This window comes from Lacinutrix sp. WUR7, from assembly GCF_016864015.1.
Taxonomy (GTDB): domain Bacteria; phylum Bacteroidota; class Bacteroidia; order Flavobacteriales; family Flavobacteriaceae; genus Oceanihabitans.
Window position 1 is genome coordinate 3,771,802 of record NZ_CP045067.1, and the last position, 20,763, is coordinate 3,792,564.

The 20,763-nt window shown below is 33.4% G+C and carries 20 protein-coding genes; 15 read left to right on the forward strand and 5 right to left on the reverse strand.

The window, feature by feature from the left end; all coding sequences use genetic code 11:
* Nucleotides 1-45 precede the first annotated feature (45 nt).
* Together FG167_RS16375 and FG167_RS16380 are read right to left on the reverse strand one after the other, a co-directional pair.
* The gene (locus FG167_RS16375) at nucleotides 46-1,638 is read right to left on the reverse strand and encodes a S41 family peptidase (protein ID WP_203459285.1); all 1,593 of its coding nucleotides are present in this window, start codon (nucleotides 1,636-1,638) and stop codon (nucleotides 46-48) included.
* 128 nt (nucleotides 1,639-1,766) lie between these two features.
* Nucleotides 1,767-2,225 carry an Lrp/AsnC family transcriptional regulator gene (locus FG167_RS16380; RefSeq protein ID WP_055443387.1) on the reverse strand — a complete coding sequence of 153 codons (459 nt, stop codon included), beginning with the start codon at nucleotides 2,223-2,225 and terminating at the stop codon, nucleotides 1,767-1,769.
* Between the two features lie 165 nt (nucleotides 2,226-2,390).
* On the opposite strand from FG167_RS16380, the gene FG167_RS16385 reads away from it, so the two are divergent.
* From FG167_RS16385 to FG167_RS16410, 6 genes are all read left to right on the forward strand, one after another.
* Nucleotides 2,391-3,605: an aminotransferase class I/II-fold pyridoxal phosphate-dependent enzyme gene (locus tag FG167_RS16385; RefSeq protein ID WP_203459286.1), complete on the forward strand. Its 1,215-nt coding sequence runs from the start codon at nucleotides 2,391-2,393 to the stop codon at nucleotides 3,603-3,605.
* A 110-nt stretch (nucleotides 3,606-3,715) separates the two neighbouring features.
* Nucleotides 3,716-5,182: a Na+/H+ antiporter NhaC gene (gene nhaC / locus FG167_RS16390; RefSeq protein ID WP_203459287.1), complete on the forward strand. Its 1,467-nt coding sequence runs from the start codon at nucleotides 3,716-3,718 to the stop codon at nucleotides 5,180-5,182.
* A 147-nt stretch (nucleotides 5,183-5,329) separates the two neighbouring features.
* A complete protein-coding gene (locus FG167_RS16395; protein WP_203459288.1) occupies nucleotides 5,330-5,974 on the forward strand; it encodes a peroxiredoxin in 645 nt (214 codons plus the stop codon).
* A gap of 6 nt (nucleotides 5,975-5,980) precedes the next feature.
* Nucleotides 5,981-6,289 (forward strand): co-chaperone YbbN, encoded by a 309-nt coding sequence (locus FG167_RS16400; RefSeq protein WP_203459289.1) that lies wholly within the window; start codon nucleotides 5,981-5,983, stop codon nucleotides 6,287-6,289.
* A gap of 41 nt (nucleotides 6,290-6,330) precedes the next feature.
* The gene (locus FG167_RS16405; protein WP_055443393.1) at nucleotides 6,331-6,588 is read left to right on the forward strand and encodes a hypothetical protein; all 258 of its coding nucleotides are present in this window, start codon (nucleotides 6,331-6,333) and stop codon (nucleotides 6,586-6,588) included.
* Between the two features lie 176 nt (nucleotides 6,589-6,764).
* The gene (locus FG167_RS16410) at nucleotides 6,765-7,886 is read left to right on the forward strand and encodes a two-component regulator propeller domain-containing protein (protein WP_203459290.1); all 1,122 of its coding nucleotides are present in this window, start codon (nucleotides 6,765-6,767) and stop codon (nucleotides 7,884-7,886) included.
* A gap of 87 nt (nucleotides 7,887-7,973) precedes the next feature.
* Here FG167_RS16410 and FG167_RS16415 read toward each other — a convergent pair whose 3' ends face one another.
* Entirely contained in the window at nucleotides 7,974-9,032 is a 1,059-nt protein-coding gene (locus tag FG167_RS16415) for an FAD-dependent oxidoreductase (RefSeq protein ID WP_203459291.1), read from the reverse strand.
* A 680-nt stretch (nucleotides 9,033-9,712) separates the two neighbouring features.
* On the opposite strand from FG167_RS16415, the gene FG167_RS16420 reads away from it, so the two are divergent.
* From FG167_RS16420 to FG167_RS16455, 8 genes are all read left to right on the forward strand, one after another.
* A complete protein-coding gene (locus FG167_RS16420) occupies nucleotides 9,713-10,444 on the forward strand; it encodes a hypothetical protein (protein WP_203459292.1) in 732 nt (243 codons plus the stop codon).
* A gap of 336 nt (nucleotides 10,445-10,780) precedes the next feature.
* Entirely contained in the window at nucleotides 10,781-11,719 is a 939-nt protein-coding gene (locus tag FG167_RS16425) for a retropepsin-like aspartic protease (protein ID WP_203459293.1), read from the forward strand.
* A gap of 153 nt (nucleotides 11,720-11,872) precedes the next feature.
* The gene (locus FG167_RS16430) at nucleotides 11,873-12,511 is read left to right on the forward strand and encodes a hypothetical protein (protein ID WP_203459294.1); all 639 of its coding nucleotides are present in this window, start codon (nucleotides 11,873-11,875) and stop codon (nucleotides 12,509-12,511) included.
* A 27-nt stretch (nucleotides 12,512-12,538) separates the two neighbouring features.
* Nucleotides 12,539-13,513: a S9 family peptidase gene (locus tag FG167_RS16435; RefSeq protein WP_203459295.1), complete on the forward strand. Its 975-nt coding sequence runs from the start codon at nucleotides 12,539-12,541 to the stop codon at nucleotides 13,511-13,513.
* 171 nt (nucleotides 13,514-13,684) lie between these two features.
* Nucleotides 13,685-15,004, forward strand: a complete 1,320-nt coding sequence (locus FG167_RS16440; RefSeq protein WP_203459296.1) for an APC family permease — start codon at nucleotides 13,685-13,687, stop codon at nucleotides 15,002-15,004.
* Between the two features lie 5 nt (nucleotides 15,005-15,009).
* Nucleotides 15,010-15,240: a hypothetical protein gene (locus FG167_RS16445; protein WP_203459297.1), complete on the forward strand. Its 231-nt coding sequence runs from the start codon at nucleotides 15,010-15,012 to the stop codon at nucleotides 15,238-15,240.
* 164 nt (nucleotides 15,241-15,404) lie between these two features.
* Nucleotides 15,405-15,851, forward strand: coding sequence for a hypothetical protein (locus tag FG167_RS16450; RefSeq protein ID WP_203459298.1), 447 nt, complete (start codon nucleotides 15,405-15,407; stop codon nucleotides 15,849-15,851).
* 393 nt (nucleotides 15,852-16,244) lie between these two features.
* Nucleotides 16,245-17,042 (forward strand): class I SAM-dependent methyltransferase, encoded by a 798-nt coding sequence (locus FG167_RS16455; protein ID WP_203459299.1) that lies wholly within the window; start codon nucleotides 16,245-16,247, stop codon nucleotides 17,040-17,042.
* A 93-nt stretch (nucleotides 17,043-17,135) separates the two neighbouring features.
* Here the strand turns inward: FG167_RS16455 and FG167_RS16460 are convergent, their stop codons facing one another.
* A complete protein-coding gene (locus tag FG167_RS16460; RefSeq protein ID WP_203459300.1) occupies nucleotides 17,136-17,606 on the reverse strand; it encodes an ankyrin repeat domain-containing protein in 471 nt (156 codons plus the stop codon).
* Nucleotides 17,607-17,678: 72 nt separating this feature from the next.
* Nucleotides 17,679-19,853, reverse strand: a complete 2,175-nt coding sequence (katG, locus tag FG167_RS16465) for a catalase/peroxidase HPI (protein WP_203459301.1) — start codon at nucleotides 19,851-19,853, stop codon at nucleotides 17,679-17,681.
* Between the two features lie 380 nt (nucleotides 19,854-20,233).
* Between katG and tpx the strand changes: the two genes are divergently transcribed.
* Nucleotides 20,234-20,734 (forward strand): thiol peroxidase, encoded by a 501-nt coding sequence (gene tpx / locus FG167_RS16470; RefSeq protein WP_203459302.1) that lies wholly within the window; start codon nucleotides 20,234-20,236, stop codon nucleotides 20,732-20,734.
* Nucleotides 20,735-20,763 lie beyond the last annotated feature (29 nt).

Consider the following 20,763-nt stretch of genomic DNA (forward strand, 5'->3'; position numbering starts at 1 on the left):
CGTTAAATAATACAATTCATAAAAAAACTGTTATCGTTAAAAGTATTATTCTTTTTTGCTCTCAATGGTATTTAAAATCCAATTTAATTCAGGATCCTTGTTTTCTCTTCTATCTTTAATTGTTGGTAAAATTACATGATCTGGTTTTACACCATAACCACCTGGCTCTAGTTTATGTGGTGTTTCTAACTCCATTAAACCTATTCTAATTTTTAATTTTGTTTCTGGCAATTCATAGACTTTAAAAATACCTGCAACGGTCGAGTTGTATGCTCCTCCGGTTTCTTCACCAACAAAAACAGCTCTTTTATTTGCTTGTAATTGATTAGATAAAACAGAAGACGCCGAAAACGAATGCCCATTAATTAACACATAAACATCTCCTTTAAAATTATTTTCTTTAGGTTCTGCTAATTTGCTTTGCTTAAATTTATAATATAATTTACCATCTTCTTTTTTCGTTTTAAGCCAATTATAGACTACAATAACCGGAGAAAATACACCTACAAAAATTTTTAATCCAGTAGAAGAAGTATTCGACATTGCCATTTTTAAAAAGGGCACTCTACTATTTACTTCTCCTGCTTTAAGAAACTGAAAGGGTTCATCTGCTAAATACGAATACAATTCTGCAATTTCGGCAAGACTTCCTCCTCCATTATCACGTAAATCAATTACTAAGTTTTCTGCCTTTACGGAATCTATTTCTTTAAAAACTTCTTTATAAAACTTCTTTATATCCCCTCCCATGAAACCTCTTATTTTCATATACGCAACGCTACTATCCTTTCCTATAAAGTCTATATCTCGAATATATTCATCCCTTGTTTTATTATAACCATATAACACATTATGCTTTCGCTCAATTTTTGCTTTTTGTTTCTTTTCTTTACGCTGTTCCTTGGTAAGTTTAACAACTACTTCTTTTTTTATGCTATCGTTCTGTATGGTATCTTTCTTTTTTTCTTCTTTATTTACACGATTAAAAACTTTTTGAAACAATGAGTCTTCCTTTTTAAAAGTAACCTGTAAACTATCTATAAAGTATTTATCACTATTGTAATACGCGGCAAATCTTTTTCCTAAAATTCTATCCTGCAATGTGGTGTTATAGCCATCAGATGTGATTTGCCTTTTGATCTTAGCTATTACATCTGAAATTTCTTCGTCTTCTATTTTAACCACTTCGCTTCCTATCAAAAAAGAATCTTTCGATCTTATATTCGTTACCAAAAGGGTACCTTCTAAGTAATCAAAATCTAAGTCGTTAAACGTAAATTTCTTTTTAAGGAATGCTTTATAATCTTTTCTATTCAAGTGTTTTTTTGGCGCAAACACAATAATATGGCCTTGTCTTATACTACCTATAACGGGTCCTAATTTTGTGTAAAACGCATAAGTAGTTAATGGTTTGTTTATGGTTTGCTTTAAACTATCAAACTTAAAATCTAAGCGTTCTTCAGAAATATATAAATGAAGATTAGGATGATTCCGCTTTAGTTGGGTATATGTTTTATCTACATCGTTTTGTAAACTTTCAACAGAATGCAATGAAGTTATTTGTTGATTGAATTTTTCTGCACTAGAGCAGGAAGCTAAAAGTATAGTAAGGGTAAAAAGAAGTAAAAGTTTTTTCATAAAATTCGTATATCACTGATTAACAACAAAATAAACCTTTAACCAGCTTATTACACTTTAAATATACTATTTATATCATTTTAGAATCTCCTCGAATTCATAATTTTAAGAAAAAAATATGTTTAAACTTATACTGTAATTGCTGTAGTATGCTTCACTTCATTAATCATAAACATACTATGTGTACTCCCAATATGATTAATTTTAGTTAACCTATTCACCATAAATTCTCTAAAAGCTTCCATGTCTTTTACCAGTACTTTTAAAAGGTAATCATAATCTCCACTAATATGATAACACTCTAAAACCTCTTGTAAATCCGCCACTTCTTTTTCAAATTTAATCACATAATCTTGTGTGTGTTGCGTAAGTTTTACATGGCAAAAAGCAACAAAAGATTTGGACACTTTTTCTTTATTCACCAAAGCAACATACTTATTAATAACGCCTTGATTTTCTAGTTTTTTAATTCTCTCATACACTGCTGTAACCGAAAGATTTAATTTATTAGATAGCGCTTTGTTGGTCTGCTTACTGTCTTCTTGTAAAAGCTGAATTAGTTTTTTATCGATTGCGTCAAAAGTCATATTGAAAAATTTTCAGAAAAAACAGAAATAATTCTATTCTTTATTATTATAAAACTACAAAAATAACAAAATACAGATTTAAAATCTAAATAACCAATCATCTATTGATTATTAATCTAACAAGATAGTAATTTACATTTATATAAACTAAAACCAATTACTATTATGGCATTTAAACCAGCAAATAACATACAAGATCTTCAATATTTTGGCGAATTTGGAGGTGTAAACCCTTCCATTTCAGATTCTTCTACCTATACTTTCTTATCGGCAAAAACCATGTTCGATACTTTTGAAGGTAATGCAGATGGTTGCTATTTATATTCCCGTCATTCTACGCCTTCTAATTTATATTTAGGTGAAGCACTTGCTGCCATGGAAGGTACAGAAACTGCCAACGTTACTGCTTCCGGAATGGGTGCAATTACACCTGTAATCTTGCAACTTTGTGGTTCTGGAGATCATATTGTTTCTAGTAGAACAATTTATGGAGGAACGTACGCCTTCCTAAAAAACTTTACGCCGCGTTTTAATGTTTCTACTTCATTTGTAGATATTACAAAATTAGATGTTGTCGAAGCTGCAATTACTTCCAATACAAAAATTTTATACTGCGAATCGGTAAGTAACCCTTTATTAGAGGTTGCAGATATTGTAGGATTAGCAAAACTAGCAAAGAAACACAACCTAAAACTAGTAGTAGATAATACCTTTTCACCATTATCTATTTCTCCTGCAGAACTAGGCGCAGATGTAGTTATTCACAGTTTAACCAAATTCATCAATGGATCTTCTGATACCGTTGGAGGTGTAGTTTGTGGTACCCAAGAATTTATCAATGATTTACGAAATGTAAACGATGGTGCATGTATGCTTCTAGGATCTACCATGGATAGTTTACGCGCTGCTTCGGTTTTAAAAAACTTGAGAACCTTACATATTAGAATGCAACAACACAGTTTGAATGCATCCTATTTAGCGGAAAGATTTGAAAGCTTAGGTCTAAAAACAGTCTATCCTGGACTAAAATCACATCCTTCTCATGATTTATTTAAATCGATGATGAATGATAAATATGGTTTTGGTGGTATGCTAACTATTGATGTTGGTTCTATAGATAAAGCCAATGCCTTAATGGAATTAATGCAAGAAAAAAACCTTGGCTATTTAGCGGTAAGTTTAGGGTTTTACAAAACATTATTCTCTGCTCCTGGAAGTTCTACTTCTTCAGAAATACCTGAAGAGGAACAAGTTGCAATGGGATTAAGCGATGGTTTAATTCGTTTTTCTATCGGATTAGATGCAGATATAGAACGTACTTTTAATACCATGAAAACCTGTATGGAAACATTAGATATTCTGAAACCAGAAATGGTATAATCAAATGAAATAATAATAAAATAAGAGGTCTGAAGCAATTCGGACCTCTTTTGCATTTGCATACTTTATACGAAAATCGTAACATTACATTTCTTAAACCAATCAAATTCATGCATAAAGACGATAATCTTTCCGAAATTAATATTGAAGACCAAAAAATTATAGATAACAAAGAACTTAATATATGGGAAGCACTTATTCCTGTTGTCGTCTTAATGAGCTTATTAGCTTATAATATCTTTTTTGCGGATGGCGAAATGTTTGGAGAATACTCCAACCAAATCATTTTATTAATTGGAGGTTTTGTTGCTTTTATTGATGGTTTATTTAATAAAGTCACGCCTTTAATTATGGTGCAAGAGATTTGGGAAAACCTTAAAAGTGTTTTTGTACCCATTATGATTTTATTTCTTGTTGGTGCTTTAGCAGGAACTTGGCTAGTCAGTGGTGTTATTCCTGCAATGGTGTATTACGGATTACAAGTATTAAGTCCAGCGATATTTTTACCAGCTTCTGTAATTATTTGTGCTATTATTTCTGTTGCTACTGGAAGTTCTTGGACGACCTCTGCAACTGTAGGTATTGCCCTCGTTGGTATTGGTACTGCCTTAGGCATCAATCCAGGAATGATTGCCGGAGCAGTAATTTCAGGTGCTTATTTTGGAGATAAAATGTCGCCTTTAAGTGATACCACAAACCTTGCTCCTGCTATGGCTGGAACCGATTTGTTTACCCATATTAAATACATGACCATTACAACGGTACCTACCATTATTATTACACTTATTGCATTTGCTATTATGAGCGCAACGATTGATACCACAGGAAGTGCAGACATTAGCGGATTACTAGCTAGCATAAAAAGCACCTTTACTATTTCACCTTTATTATTTTTGGTCCCATTAGGTGTTATCGCTTTAATATTACTAAAAACAAAACCCTTAATCGCTCTTGGTGCTGGTGTGCTTTTAGCTGCTATTTTTGCTTTTGTTTTTCAAATGGATGTTTTACATGGTTTATCTGATTCTAACTTTACCGCAATTACCAATGCTATTTTTACAGACACACAAATAGTCACAGACAACGAAAAATTAAACGATCTGTTTAGCGCTGGAGGAATGCAAGGTATGCTTTGGACTATCTTCTTAATTTGTTGTGCAATGGTCTTTGGAGGTATCATGGATGCTATTGGAGCCTTGTCAAGAATCACCAAAGAATTATTAAAACTAGCAACTAACGTATTTGGATTATTTGCAAGTACTGTAATTAGCTGTTTAGGTTTAAACGCTATTGCTAGTGATCAATATTTAGCAATAGTTATCCCTGGAAAAATGTTTAAACAAGCATACGAAGACAAAGGTTTAGCTCCCGAAAATTTAAGTAGAACGCTAGAAGATTCTGGAACAGTAACTTCGGTACTTATTCCTTGGAATACTTGTGGTGCATACCAATCTGGAGTTTTAGGTGTTGGTGTATCCGAGTACTTTTTATATGCCATCTTCAACTGGTTAAGTCCTTTTACAACCTTGCTTTTTGCTGCATTAAATATTAAAATAAGACAACTAAAAAATAAATAGCCTTAAACTATTCTATTTACATTTTACTATAACAAAAATTTATAGCCTAATAAGATTTAAAAATTTTATTAGGCTTGTTTTTTTGGTGTTGCAATGTATCTTTGCACACTGAAAACACAATATAATAATTTATAAAATTTTAAAATAATGGCTATAGTAGGAAAACAATTCCCAGATTTAAATGTGGATGCAATGAACGAAATGGGAGATACTTTCAAAGTAAACGTTCTTGAAGAAGCAAAAAATAACAACAAAAAAGTATTATTATTCTGGTACCCTAAAGATTTTACTTTTGTTTGCCCAACAGAATTACACGCTTTTGAAGCTGCAAAAGAAGAATTTGCAAAAAGAAATACAATCGTTATTGGTGCATCTTGTGATACTCCAGAAGTACACTTTGCATGGTTAAACACGCCAAAAGACAATGGTGGTATTGAAGGAGTTACTTACCCAATTCTTGCAGATTCTAACCGTAACTTAGCAAACACTTTAGGTATTTTAGATATCACTAACGAAAAATACAACGAAGAAACTGGAGTAGTAACTGTAGATGGTGACAACGTAACATACAGAGCAACATACGTAATTGATGAAGATGGTGTAGTACAACACGAAGGTATCAACAACATGCCAATTGGTAGAAACGTAAACGAATTTTTACGTATTATCGATGCTTTAACGCATGTGCAAGAAAAAGGAGAAGTTTGTCCTGCAAACTGGGAAGAAGGTAAAGATGCAATGAGTGCAAATAGATTAGGTACTGCAGAGTATTTAGCAAATCACGTAAACTAATTTATCATGGTTCAAGAATTAGATCAAGATAATCTTGCCGAAATTATTGCCGCTAACAAAACCGTTGTAGTACAATACTCTGCAACTTGGTGTGGTAACTGTCGTATCATGAAACCAAAAGTTAAGAAATTAGCTAGTGATTTAGAAGATATTACGTTTGTTATCGCTGACGCGGAAAAATTTCCAGAATCTAGAAAATTAGCGACCGTAGATAATTTACCAACATTTGCTGCTTTTAAAGATGGGAAATTTGTGAATCAAGTACAGACTAACAAATTTGACGTTTTAAAAGAATTAGTAAACGAAGTAGCATAACTTATTACTTTTCGCTGTAGCGGAATTAAAAAAACATATCGATGAAATTACCAGTAATAAAACACTTAGCACAGTTTATAGAAGACAATGACGAAGACTATATTGTGGAAACCATTGAAACTCTAGAAGCCTTAACCGAAGTTCCTTCCTTAAAAGATGAAGAACTAGACGTTATTGGAGAATTAATCTCTAATATGTATGGCGCAATAGAAGTAAACAAAATGATTAAAGAAGGTGCAACTAAAAAAGATGCAGTAAACAACTTTATGCAACGTGTTTTAGGTTCCATTGATAAATAATTGAAAAGAAAATTAGTATTTAAGAAACCACTTTGCGAAAGCAAGGTGGTTTTTTGTTTCCAATACAATTTGGGTTTTCACCAATTGCTGCTAGCTTCGTTTTGCTTTGCATATAATACCCGAATAATGTACCTTACTCCGTATACACGATTCGGAATTTAAAACCACAGAACAAAATGGGAATACCTTGTTTCATACACCTTCATACCAAAAACAGAAAAGGAATAGCCACACTTCTTATGCTCCTACTTTTCCTTTTAGTAAGTGCTTGTAAAGAGCAAAAGCAAATACCTACCAAACAAGAGCTTCCTGTTCCTACGAATACCACAACAAAAGATAGCGTTGTAAAAGAAAGCCTTCCCGTAAATTTCCCAATGCTAGAACCTTCTATAGACGATCAGGTTAGTGAATTTGTACGCCGAATATTTCAAGATAAAAGTGGCAATTTATGGTTTGGGACGAATGGCGATGGCGTTGCTAGATACAATGGCCATACACTAGAATATTTTTCTATAAACAACGGACTTGGTGGTAGTGCCGTTCGCGGAATTGTAGAAGATAACACCGGAAATATCTGGTTTGGTACCGAAAGAGGATTAACGAAATACGATGGCAATTCCTTTAAAAACTACACCGAAAAAGATGGCCTAATTCACAATAATGTGTGGAGCCTTTTTATAGATAGTAAAGGAATCATCTGGATAGGTACTTTACAAGGTGTATCGCGTTTTAACGGAAAAACATTCACCGATTTCGAACTCCCTGAAACAGAACCCGATTATAACCGAGGCGTTACCAGTTCGAAGATAGTCCACAGTATTATGGAAGACAGCAAAGCTCAAATGTGGTTTGGCACCAATAAAGGTGCTTATGTGTATGACGGAAAAGCTTTAACCAATATTTCGGAAAAGGATGGCTTATGTAATAATTCGGTAAATGATATTTTAGAAGATAAAAAAGGAAACATTTGGTTTGCTACGCATTACAAAGGTGTTTGTTATTGGGACGGAAAAACCTTCACCAGCTTGCCTACCAAACAAAGAGAAAGTGGCACCGAAGTTTGGAGTTTATTCGAAGATACCGCTGGTCAAATCTGGTTTCCTATTGAAAGTTTTGGCGTGTACCGCTACAATGAAAAATCCCTTACCAATTTTAATATCCAAAACGGTCTTACTAGCAACGCGATTCAATGTGTTTTTGAAGATAAAGACGGACGATTATGGCTTGGCGGCTATATGGGACTATTTCGTTATGACGGCCAATCCTTTGTTAATGTAACCAAAAATGGTCCGTGGTAAAAAGAAATAAACATTGCTAAACATATAATAAAATAAACCTATTAATGGTTTTTAAAAACCACTTTGTGAAAGCTTGGTGGTTTTAGCTTATTCGAACCCCCTTTTTATCTGTGCTACAATTTGGTTCCCTCTATAAATGGCGCCTTCCATATAGCCACCATAACTTGGTGACGTTTCCGAACCTGCAATGAAAAACCGATCCTTTAAATATGCTTTTTGATATATGGGATGTCCGTTGTTTTCGTGCGGACTTAAAAATCCAGAATCCGCTGTGGTAACTAAAGGTTCTTCGCTCCAATTCTTTTCTTCATACGAAAGATAATTACTTCCATCTTGGCCAAAAAACTTAAAAAGCTGTTCCCGTACTTTTTCTTCTCTATAGGCTTTGGTTTCCTTAGCTAAAGCACCATGTAAAAAACCCATTAATGCAAAGTGTTTATGCTCCAAATCGGAATGATCATACATCTCTGTAAACGGACCAACATTACTAAAACCAACACCAGACAAACCTTTTTCTTTCCAGAAAGCCCTTTTATACACCAATGTAAACTTAATAGAATCCTTCATCCAGGTATGTGTATGCTTGGCAACTTGTATCAAATTGGCGTCTAATGCAGGAGAAAACGCCACGCTATGCACCAATACTTTTGGTGGCAGTGTAGAAACCACAAGATCTGCAGTAAAAGCTATGTTTTCGGTAAGGACTTCTACACCACTTTCGGTAGTATTAATTTGCTGTACTTTTTGATTTAGCAACAATTCCTCTTTAGAAAAACCAATGGCTAACTGGTCTAAAAGAACACGTGTACCACCAGCAATTCTATAACTTATTTCTTGATTTTGTGGAAGCTGAAAACGTTGCACTGCATTCGCACTTGTAGCTTCAAATAAAGCATCGCCATGCATGTCTTGTTCAAATAAGGTAATGTTTAATTCGCGACACAATTTCAATAGTTCTTCATTGTATTTCCACAGCCAGGTTGCGCCTAATTCTACATGGGTATGATGCACGTTTTTGGTAAAAATTCTTCCGCCAATTCTAGCATTCGCTTCTAGAATACGCACTAAAAAACCTTCTTTTTTCAATCTATATCCCAAATACAAACCCGAAAGCCCAGCGCCAATAATTACTATTTTCTTTTTCATTCCTTCAAAGATAACGAAGCTCGGGTGGATACAAAACTGTTTTACGAAAGCTTGGTGGTTTTTTTATGCTTTTTTGGTAGCGATTACGGGTTACCGTAAAATAGATAACGGAGCGTTTTATAACTTGGCTTTGCGGAAGAAAAATACGTAGTTCTACGTATTTTTTAGTAGACGAATAATAGCTAACTTCGTTGCTATGACTTTATAGGATTATAGGAATAATAAACTTATAATATCACGTCATATTTACAGGATATAAATCATATAAGTGATGATATAACACGTTGCAAACTATAGCTCGGAAAAATTACCAACCAAAATCCTGCCAAACTTTACACTGAAAAAACCACTCAAAATCGGAATCAAATATTGCGGAATAATTTACTCGTTCGCTGAATTTACTCTTGCGGAATTTAGCAAGTTGCGGAATAGCCACTCCAACGGAATTAAAAGAACAAAATCACTTTTCGGACTTCACTCGGAATTGAGCAATTTAGCGGAATAAAAAAAACGTGATTACTCAAATGTCTCGCAACAGTTAGCAACAACGCATAAAAAAAATTGCTATATTTAGAACTAATTTAAAAGTCGTTGCTCTTTTGCTACTTCTGATTTTCCTTCGGAAAATCCTCGCTCGCAAAAACGCAACTATTTTTATACAAAACCGTTGTAGCCAATTAATGAAAAACGAGATTCTACATAATTTAGAGAAACTATTAGAGCAATCACTTTCCATTACGAAAGGAGCTACGATTGGACAAATAATTACGAATTATATTAATGAAACTAACCAAAATTATTTAAGTATCGGAATTAATCATTATCTAGATGATGAAGAGCCAATTGAATTAAATAAACTTAAAGACAATAACGAAATAAAAGAGTCTTTTCAAAAAGCACTCAAACTGAATTTGGATGAAAATGTAATACTATCAAACTTTAAAACTGATTTGATAAATGCTTTTTCGGAAATAAAACTAAAAGTCCAATCTGAACAAAAAGGAATTAAAAATCAAGTAATCTTTTTAGAGTATGATTTCTTACCTATCGCCTCGATATCTGGCTATGGAAAAGGAAACTATCCTATATTAGAAAAGCCAAAATATTTAGAATCTTATCCTACTGAAGAAATCTACATAAATATTGAAAAAGTTGATTACAGTTTAGCTTGGAAAGATTTAATTTTATTCAATAATATATTAGAAAAATTTGAAATAGATGATTATATTATCGAGTCAGACATTTATCAAGCACTAAACAATTCGTTTAAATTTAAAACTTATATAATATTACATAAAGCTTTCGATGAGCTTGGAATTAAAATATTGGATGGAATAGAAATTGAAAATCCAGTAATGATTTATGGAAATGAGCATGATTGCGAACCGATTAACATCTTTGCATTTGAATAAAATAACTGGCTACAACACCGTATAAAATTAATTACTAATCTACCCTACTTCAACAAACCCTCACAAATTCCCCATTCTATTTTCATTCCCTAAATCAGTCCTTTAACCAAGCTTAAACATAAAAAAACCACTAACGATACTTTGCATCGGCATTATTTCTATGAATTATTTAGCTTCATCAAAAAAGACAAAAAAGCAGAAACAAATACCAGTGCCACTATTTTAGGAATGGTTACAAACCAAACACCTCTTGCATCTTGTTTAACAAGATTTTAGGGTTATTTTAACACCAAAACATGCATCTATAATTTATGTTTACTTGAAAATAAAATTTCTATGCAACCAATAAAAAAAATAGCTTACTTAGTTCTATTATTAATAGTATCTAGTTGTGCAAATAGCAAAGCCTTAAAACATTTTAAAGAAGGAAAAACAGCCCAAGAAAACTTTAAAGTTACTATACCTTTTGAAATGCATAAAGGATGGATAATTGTACCCATAGAAATAAAAAACAAGACTTATAAATTTATTTTAGACACAGGATCACCCACTCTTGTATCAAAAGAACTTGCGGAAAGTTTAAAAATGAATGTTATTGATTCTGTAAATGCTTCTGATGTGTATAATAATAAACAACAAAATAAATACACGAGAATAGAAACAATTAAAATTGGAACTGTCGATTTTGTTGGAACAACAGCCTTAATAAATGATTTTAACGCGGTAAAAATGTGGTCTTCTTTAAATGTTGACGGTTTTATAGGTGCTAATTTAATGCAACACACTATTTGGGATATTGATTTTAGCAAAAAACAAATTACCATTACCGATAATGAATCCACATTAAACTTACCGGAAGATCTAATAGAGAATAAGTTATTTATTGGTTATGCAGGACTACCTTCTATTGCATGTAAAATAAATGGGGAAAAAGTTTGGAATTTCGCTGTCGATTTAGGCTATAATGGAGAGACAGTAATACCTTTTTCGGAATTTAAAAAGCAGACAGAAAATGGTAAAATTTCAGATTTCAAAAAAACGAATACAAAAGGTGTTATTGGTATTTATGGAAAACAAAATACAACAAGGGAATCTTACACTAGTGTAATTAAGGAATTGGAATTCGGAAATGCTACCCTAAAAAATGAAAACGTGTATGCAGAGCAATATTTAGATAGGAGATTTGGTGTAAATTTTTTTAAAAATTATCGTGTTATTCTAAATTGGAATAGCAAAAAAATAAAGTTGATAGATAATAAAGAAAACAGCAATTAGAAATTAAAACCTATGCACAACAAGCTATAAAAGGAATTAATAGCGCAAGCCTCCTTACAAAATCCTCACAGATTTTCTATCTGCCTGCCAACAATCGGTTCGGATTATATTTACTAAATTAGACACATAAACACAACCCATTGCCCCCAAACCATGAAAACAAAACTTACACTACTCTTTTGTCTTTTAACCATTTCGCTTTCTTATAGCCAATACAACTGGACCGAAGGAGAATTAGTATTAAAAAACGGCAGCACTTTAAAAGGGAAAATAAAACTACCCATGATTTCCAAAAACATATTAGCTATTAACGGTAAAGAAAAAGTAAAATACCGAACCGATAGAAAATCGAAAACCAAGAAATACGACGAAACCCAAATAGCTCAAGTGATTTTTAGAAAATCGGCTACCGAAATTGCATATTTTGAATACATACCAACTTCCAAAAACAAAAAGGGGCTTTTTAAAGTAATCAGCGCAGGAAAAGCTACTTTATATGCCAGAAGCGTAAGCATTAGCCATTCTACACCAATGTATATGGGTGGTGGTGCTTATGCGAGTCCCCTAAATTATTGGCATTATTCTTTTAGTGATTTTAATGAGTTTTATGTCATTAGAGAAAATGAAAAAATAGCAAGTCCGTTAATTACTGCCAGAATATCGAGTTCCTTTAAAAATAGAGCCATGGCATATTTTTCAGATTGTCCCGAGGTCGTTTCTAAATTAGAGACAAAGACTTATGTAAAAAAGGACATAAAAGATGCTATAGATGCCTATAACCAATGTAATTAAAAACCGTTTTAAACTATTTTTCACCTTATGAAATATATAACCCTTTTCGCTTTTTTATTCCTCTCAATAAACTGTAAAGCGCAAGAAACGAAACTGCTTCTGCGCCAAAATTTAATTGCAGATTTATCTAAAACACCAATATACCCAAGATTAACAGAAAATGTAAATGGGCAAATAGCATGGAAAGAAAACTTTAAATATTTAGATAGCATTGATATATATACAATAACCTATTTAAGTGATGGTTTAAAAATAAACGGGTTACTGGTGAAGCCAAAGAAAAAAGGAAAATATCCTTGTGTAATATACAACCGAGGTGGAAACAGGGAGTTTGGCTCACTTAAAATTGCTCACGGCGCAATGACACTTGGTCAGATTGCAAAAGAAGGCTATGTGGTTATTGCTAGTCAATATAGAGGAAATGGAGGAAGCGAAGGACAAGAGGAATTTGGTGGTAAAGATGTGAATGATATAACCATTCTAACCGAAGTATTAAAAGAGATTGATGTTGCCGACACCAATAAAATTGGCATGTACGGTTGGAGTCGTGGTGGTATGATGACCTATATTGCATTAACAAAAACAGATAAAATAAAAGCCGCTGTAGTTGGAGGAGCAGTTTCTGATAATTATAGATCTATTCAAGATAGACCGGATATGGAAACGGGTGTTTTATCACAGTTAATTCCGAATTACGCTACCAATAAAGAGGTCGAATTAGAAAAAAGATCTGCTATTAAATGGGCGGATAAATTCCCTAAAGATGTTCCAATACTTATGCTACACGGCAATTCAGATTGGAGAGTAAAACCAGAACAAAGCCTAAACCTTGCTTTAGAATTTGAAAAAAATAGAGTGCCTTATAGACTTATAATGTTTGAAGGTGGTGACCACGGCATTTCGGAACACAAAACAGAAGTTAACGCCCAAGTTATAAATTGGTTTAACACGTATTTAAAGGATAACGAACCGTTGCCTAATATGGAATACCACGGAAGATAAAAAAGGGCTTCCGCACCATGGATAATTAATTGCTAACACTACCCTACTTTTGCAAATTCGCACACATATTCTATCTGTCTGTCACAGCTTGGTTCGGTTTTTATTTGTTAAATTTGATGTCTTAAACAGACAACTTTCCAGATAGAAATCCATAAGGCATAATTAGAAAAAATGACCCAACATAGAAAAAGAAATAAGAATTTAGGGCTTGCAGAACTTATAGCTATTGCCCTTGGTGGTATGGTTGGTGGTGGTATTTTTACCATTCTTGGAATTTCCGTTTCCTTAATTGGTAATCTTACACCAATTGCCATCATTATTGGTGGTGTTATCGCTTCTTTGGCTGCCTATTCCTATGTAAAATTAGGTTTGTATTATCGAGATGAAGGTGCTACCTATTCTTTTTTCAAAAAAACATATCCTACCTCAAATTTCTCTGCTGCCGCAATTGGCTGGTTTATTATTTTCGGTTATATCAGCACCTTGGCTTTATATGCCTATACCTTTTCCTCCTACGCGATTAGTAGTACCGATTTTGCAGAAAATATCTGGATTCGAAAAGGAACTGCCATTGGCGTTATTGGTGTTTTTACCTTAATAAATATTTGGAGTGTAAATGGCATGGGGAAAATTGAAGATCTCATGGTGTATACCAAACTAGTGGTTTTAACCATTATTTCGGTAGTATTAATGACACATGGTACCACGGATTTTAATACGTTCCTTGAAAATATGGCTTTAGATTTAGAGCATTCCAGTATTCTTTCCATATTAATCGTTTCGTCATTAACCTTTGTTGCTTTTGAAGGGTTTCAATTAGTAATTAACGCGGTTAATGAAATGACAAATCCCGAAAAAAATATCCCAAGAGCCATTTATAGCGCCATTGCTTTAGCCGTTTTAATATATGTAGTCATATCCATGGGTGCTTTATTTGCCATACCAACAGACGAAATTATTAAGAATAAAGAATTTGCACTCGCAGCAGGAGCTGGTAATATTTTAGGATCTTTAGGAACCAATCTGGTTATTTTAGGAGCCATTTTAGCAACTAGTAGCGCTATAAGCGGAACTGTTTTTGGTTCGTCACGTCAAATGTCTGTTATTGCAAAAGACGGTTATTTTCCTGCATTTCTTTCCATCCGAAAAAATAATAGTCCGCAAAATGCAATATACGCCATGGCATGTATTTCGTCTCTTTTAATCGCTATTGGTGGCTTGGAATTAATTCTGGAATTTGGAAGTGTTACTTTTCTTTTAGTATCTCTATTAATGGCAATAGCAAATTTTAAAATCAGAAAAAAAACGAACTCCTCAACTTTCTTAACCATCCTATCCATAATAGGATTAACTATTGGAGGGGTTATTATTCTGTACTACGAATTAACCAACAACTGGCAACAAATGGTAGCCATAATTGTAATTTATATGTTACTTGCTCTTGGCGCTTGGAAATTTTCGTCTAACAAAAAGACCTTGTCAAAAATTTAAAACCAATGAATAAATCGATACTACTACTAATATTTATTGTTTTCACTTCCTTCGTGAAAGCGCAAGACGTAGTTTTTACTATTTCGAATAAAGAATTCATTCCTTGTGAAATAACTTTAAACGATGGTAAAATTCTAAATGGATATGTGAAAGATTTTTCTTTACCGAAAACGTTAGAATTTAGAAGTTTTGGTTATGAATTTACCTCTATCGAATCCAAATTAAAATTAGATTGAAAAACGTTTAAGTTTCGTAAAGATATAAGTGATAATAATGAGAATTTAAGTTTAAAAGACATTCATTCTATCCTTTTAAAAGAATCGGATACCACAACCTATGAAAATTAAGATTAAAAACTATCAACTCTGAAAATGAAGTGGTGGATTTAAATCGTGAAATAATGGTTCCTTTAATTAGAGAAGGGGAAATAAACTTGTACGGATTAAGAGCATATAATTGTGCTAGTGGCAGTCGTTGTGAAATGACGTATGTAATAGCTTATATTAAAAATAAAAACCATGATTTCGCTTATATCCCAATAGATTACAATAGAATCAATATCTTTAATTTAGGAAAGATGGATAATAAATTTTTGAAATCCTTTGAGGAAGCTGGAAGTGATTGCCCTGCTTTTCTGACCTATCTAAATGATAAAAGAAAATCTTTTGAAAGTAAATCTTTTAGAAAATCATTCAAAGAGAAATATAAACAATTCAAAAAAGAAAAGAAAGCGAAACTTAAATTAATAAAAGGTAGAAAGAATAAACAGCAAGAGGAAGATAAATTAGATACACCGCATTTCTTAAATATTTATATTGAATTTATCGATGCATACGCTTCACGTTGAAGTGAATAAAACTTCGCTAACAGCCTGAATAAGGAATTACATCTGATTTTACTATCGGAAAACTCCCAGAATTAATGAACTTGTTTCTTTGAGGTACACCTTCTTACCTTGAAAGCATCTGGACCTCCAAAAATGGGATTAAATATCTTAATGGGGAAACCACAAAGCCCTAACTAATGAATCTACTAACGCGTTTAAAAACGGGGAAATTGGAGCTAAAAAGTGGCGTATTCAAGAAATAACTATTGCCAACTCCATATAAAAACATTTACGTATCTCAATAAAAATAAGACAGTTACGTTATTTCTTCGTTTTCTTTCCTTATCAAAAATCATGGTATAAATACTAGTTCCCTAAAACTTGCAACATGAATCTTATAAAAAATGTAACATTATGGAACAACCAAACCACAAAGCAGTACGCGAATACGAATTAGAAACTTGGTCAAGATGCTCACCAAGTTATAACGAAACTTGGGCAACTTTAACCAATGAAACACTTCCGCTATTAATGCGCAAAACAAATGTAAACGCCAATCTTAAGGTCTTAGATATTGGTTGTGGTGCTGGAAACTCCACAAGTATAATTAGCGAAGCTGGGGCAAAAGTTATAGGAATCGATTTTTCTCAAAAAATGATAGACCAAGCTAATGCTGCCTACCAAGGTATCACTTTTAAACAATCGGATGCGGAGAATATTCCACTAGAAGACAATACCATGGATGTGGTAATAGCCAATTTTGTAGTGCATCATTTTGCAGAACCTAATACCGTTTTTAAAGAAATCCATAGAGTTTTAAAACCAAATGGAAAATTTGCTTTTGCAGTTTGGGGCGCCAATGAAGAACAAAGTTCCTTAGGTGCTTTTTTTCAAGCTTTTGCAAAGCATCACGAATTGTCTGCACTTCCGCACGGACCATTATTTGGGGTTACCGATTTTGATACCTATAATGATATTGCAACAACGGCTAGTTTAAAAAATTTCCAATTAGAAAAACTAGATACCAGTTGGAATATGGATTCTCTAGATCCTTTAATTAATGGCTGTTGGGATTGGGGAAATTTACACCTCTTCCCTGAAGAGAAACAAAAAGATATTAAAAACGATTTCGTTAAAAATTGTGATGCATTTATAAAAGGCAAAGGCTATTCCTTTCCACATTCGGCAATAATAGGCTATGGCGAAAAATAAAATTGATAATAACACCTCTAAAACAAATAAAACGGCGTTTAAAAAAGGAACAACTCCTTTTTAAACGCCGTTTTTATTCTTAGTCCACTTCCTTTATTTTAAAAGGGCAGCAATTTCTGCAAACCCTTTATCTTCGGCATAATCTAAAGCCGTTTTCCCTTCGTTATCTTTAATAGTAACATCTGCTTTCTGCTCTAAAAGCAATTTTACAATATCCACTTTATGGTACTGTGTTGCAAAAGTTAACGCGTTGGTTCCGTGGTTATTTACTGTATTTAAATCGGCTCCATTTTCAATTAAATACTTCGCAAAAGCAACATTACCTTTAAAACTCACCCCTATTAAGGCCGTGTTTCCGGAGGCATCTTTATCATTAATTGGCACTTTACTTTCTACTAATATTTTAGTAGCAGCTTCGTTATCAAAATACGTAGCAAGAATTAATGGTGTAAAACCACGTTGGTCTTTTGCTTCCGCTAATCTTGGGTTTTCAGATAACAACGCCTTTAAAGTGCTATTATCTTTATTTTTTATGCTTTCAAAAACCTGATCTATATTTTTCATGGTATACTTTTTTTCAATAAAAAAGGAATGGGTTTTTAAACCCACTCCTTTTAAAAAAACTATTCTTTATTCTTATTTTACATCAAAACGATTGGCGTTCATTACTTTAGTCCAAACGGCAACAAAATCGGTTACAAATTTCTCTTTACTATCGTCTTGCGCATATACTTCAGCATAGGCACGTAAAATAGAGTTAGAACCAAAGACTAAATCCACACGAGTTGCAGTAAACTTAACTTCTCCTGTTTTACGGTTTTTAATTTCATAAATACCATTATCTAGAGATTTCCATTCATAATTCATATCGGTAAGATTTATAAAGAAATCATTTGTTAATGCGCCTTCATTTTCTGTAAACACGCCATGTTTTGTTCCACCGTAATTGGTTCCCATAACACGCATTCCTCCAATTAAAACCGTCATTTCTATTGCTGTTAAACCCAGTAATTGCGTTTTATCTAATAACAATTCTTCAGGACTAACCACGTACTCTTTTTTCTGCCAGTTTCTATACCCATCTGCAAGTGGCTCTAAAGGCTCAAAAGATTCTATATCGGTCATTTCTTGTGTAGCATCCCCTCTACCAGGAGTAAAAGGAACAGGCACTTGCATACCAGCATTTTTGATTGCTTTTTCTACACCAACATTACCAGCTAATACAATAGTATCTGCAAGGCTAATACCAAATTCTGTCGCAATAGGTTCTAAAACAGATAATATTTTTTGTAATTGTTCTGGCTCATTACCTTTCCAGTTTTTTTGAGGTTCTAAACGAATTCGTGCTCCATTGGTACCACCTCTAAAATCGGATCCTCTATAGGTTCTAGCACTATCCCAAGCAGTAGAAACTAATTCTGAAATTGTTAAACCAGTACTCGCAATTTTATTTTTTACAGCAGCAACATCATAATTATAATTTCCTTTTGGAATAGGATCTTGCCAAATTAAATCTTCTTGAGGTACATCTGGACCAAACCAACGGTCTTTTGGTCCCATATCACGATGTGTTAATTTAAACCATGCACGTGCAAAAGCATCTGAAAAGGCATCAAAATCGTTCTTGAATTTTAATGAAATCTCTTTGTAGATGGGATCCATTTTCATTGCCATATCGGCATCTGTCATCATTGGATTATGCTTCGTTGTCAAATCTTCCACATCTACAGGCTTATCTTCTTCTTTAATACTTACCGGCTCCCATTGGAAAGCTCCTGCTGGACTTTTACGTAATTCCCACTCATGGTTAAATAGCATTTCAAAAAAGCCGTTATCCCATTTTGTTGGGTGAGTTGTCCAAGCACCTTCCAAACCACTTGTAACGGTATATCTTCCTTTTCCTGATTTTGTTGGATTAGACCAACCTAAACCTTGTTCTTCCACACCTGCACTTTCTGGATCCGGACCTAAAATACTTGCATCTCCATTTCCATGTGTTTTTCCAACGGTATGTCCTCCAGCAGTTAAAGCAACTGTTTCTTCATCATTCATAGCCATACGCTTAAATGTTTCTCTAACTTGCAGCGCTGTTTTTAAAGGATCTGGTTTCCCATTTACACCTTCCGGATTTACATAAATCAATCCCATTTGTACGGCTGCTAAAGGATTTTCCATCGTTTCTGGACTATCCACATTGCCATAACGTTCATCACTTGGTGCTAACCATTCTTTTTCTGCTCCCCAATACACATCGGTTTCTGGATGCCATATATCTTGACGACCAAATGCAAAACCATAGGTTTTTAATCCCATACTTTCGTAAGCAATGGTTCCTGCCAAAATAATAAGATCTGACCAACTTACTTTATTTCCATATTTCTTCTTGATAGGCCAAAGTAAACGTCTTGCCTTATCTAAACTTACATTATCTGGCCAAGAATTTAATGGAGCAAATCGTTGATTACCGGTTCCAGCTCCTCCACGTCCGTCAGGCAATCTATATGTACCTGCAGCATGCCAAGCCATTCTAATCATTAATCCGCCATAATGTCCCCAGTCTGCTGGCCACCAATCTTGACTATCCGTCATAAATGCATGTAAATCCTTTTTTAAAGCATCTACATCTAACTTTTTTAATTCTTCCTGATAGTTAAAATCTTTACCTAGAGGATTTGTTTTAGAATCATGTTGGTGTAAAATATCAAGGTTTAGTGTATTTGGCCACCAATCTGTTACTGATTTTTCGGTGGTAGTAATTGCGCCTTGCATAAAAGGACATTTGCTTGCGTCTCCATTATTAGTATGATCCATATTGTATCGCTTTATTTTGTTTAATATCTGATAAATTTACTCTATAACTAAACTGAAAAAGAATAAATAAAATTGATTGTTTTTATTTTACCATAATAAATACTTATCACTTTTAATTTAGCTTGTCCTTAAAATTAAAGAAACCAATCTATTAAACCAAAAAAAAAGCGACTTCAAATGGAAGTTTCCTTGCAAACAAATCTTAACGAATCTAGAAAAATTAAGGTTTTGATAATAAATGAGTACTCCGTCAAACGAAAAGAGTCCTATATGGATTTCTCGGAAAGATTTAAAAGGCATAAAAATTCAAAAAAAAAGAAAACAAATAGTTTAAGCATCTAATTATTCTTAAATTTATACATTAATTAAATTTCATAAATATGGCAACAGTAACCTTAAAAGGAAACCCAATACAAACTTCTGGAGAATTACCAAAAGTTGGAACCAAAGCACCTGATTTTACATTAACAACAACAGATTTAGCGACTAAATCACTTTCTGATTTTGCAGGAAGCAAAGTGGTATTAAATATTTTTCCTAGTGTGGACACAGGAACTTGCGCACAATCTGTTAGAACATTTAATAAAGAAGCAAGTACCTTAAAGAACACCAAAGTACTTTGTATATCACGCGATTTACCATTTGCACAAGCACGTTTTTGTGGCGCAGAAGGTTTAGAAAATGTAGTGAACCTTTCCGATTATAAAGATGGAAGCTTCGGAAAAAACTACGGTTTAAATTTTGTTAATGGTCCTTTAGATGCTTTAGATTCCCGTTGTGTAGTAGTAATAGACGAAAACGGAGTGATTACATACACAGAACAAGTACAAGAAATTGTGGATGAACCAAATTATAAAGCGGCACTAGAAGCTTTAAAATAAAATATTCATAAAAAGAGGTAGCTTTAAAA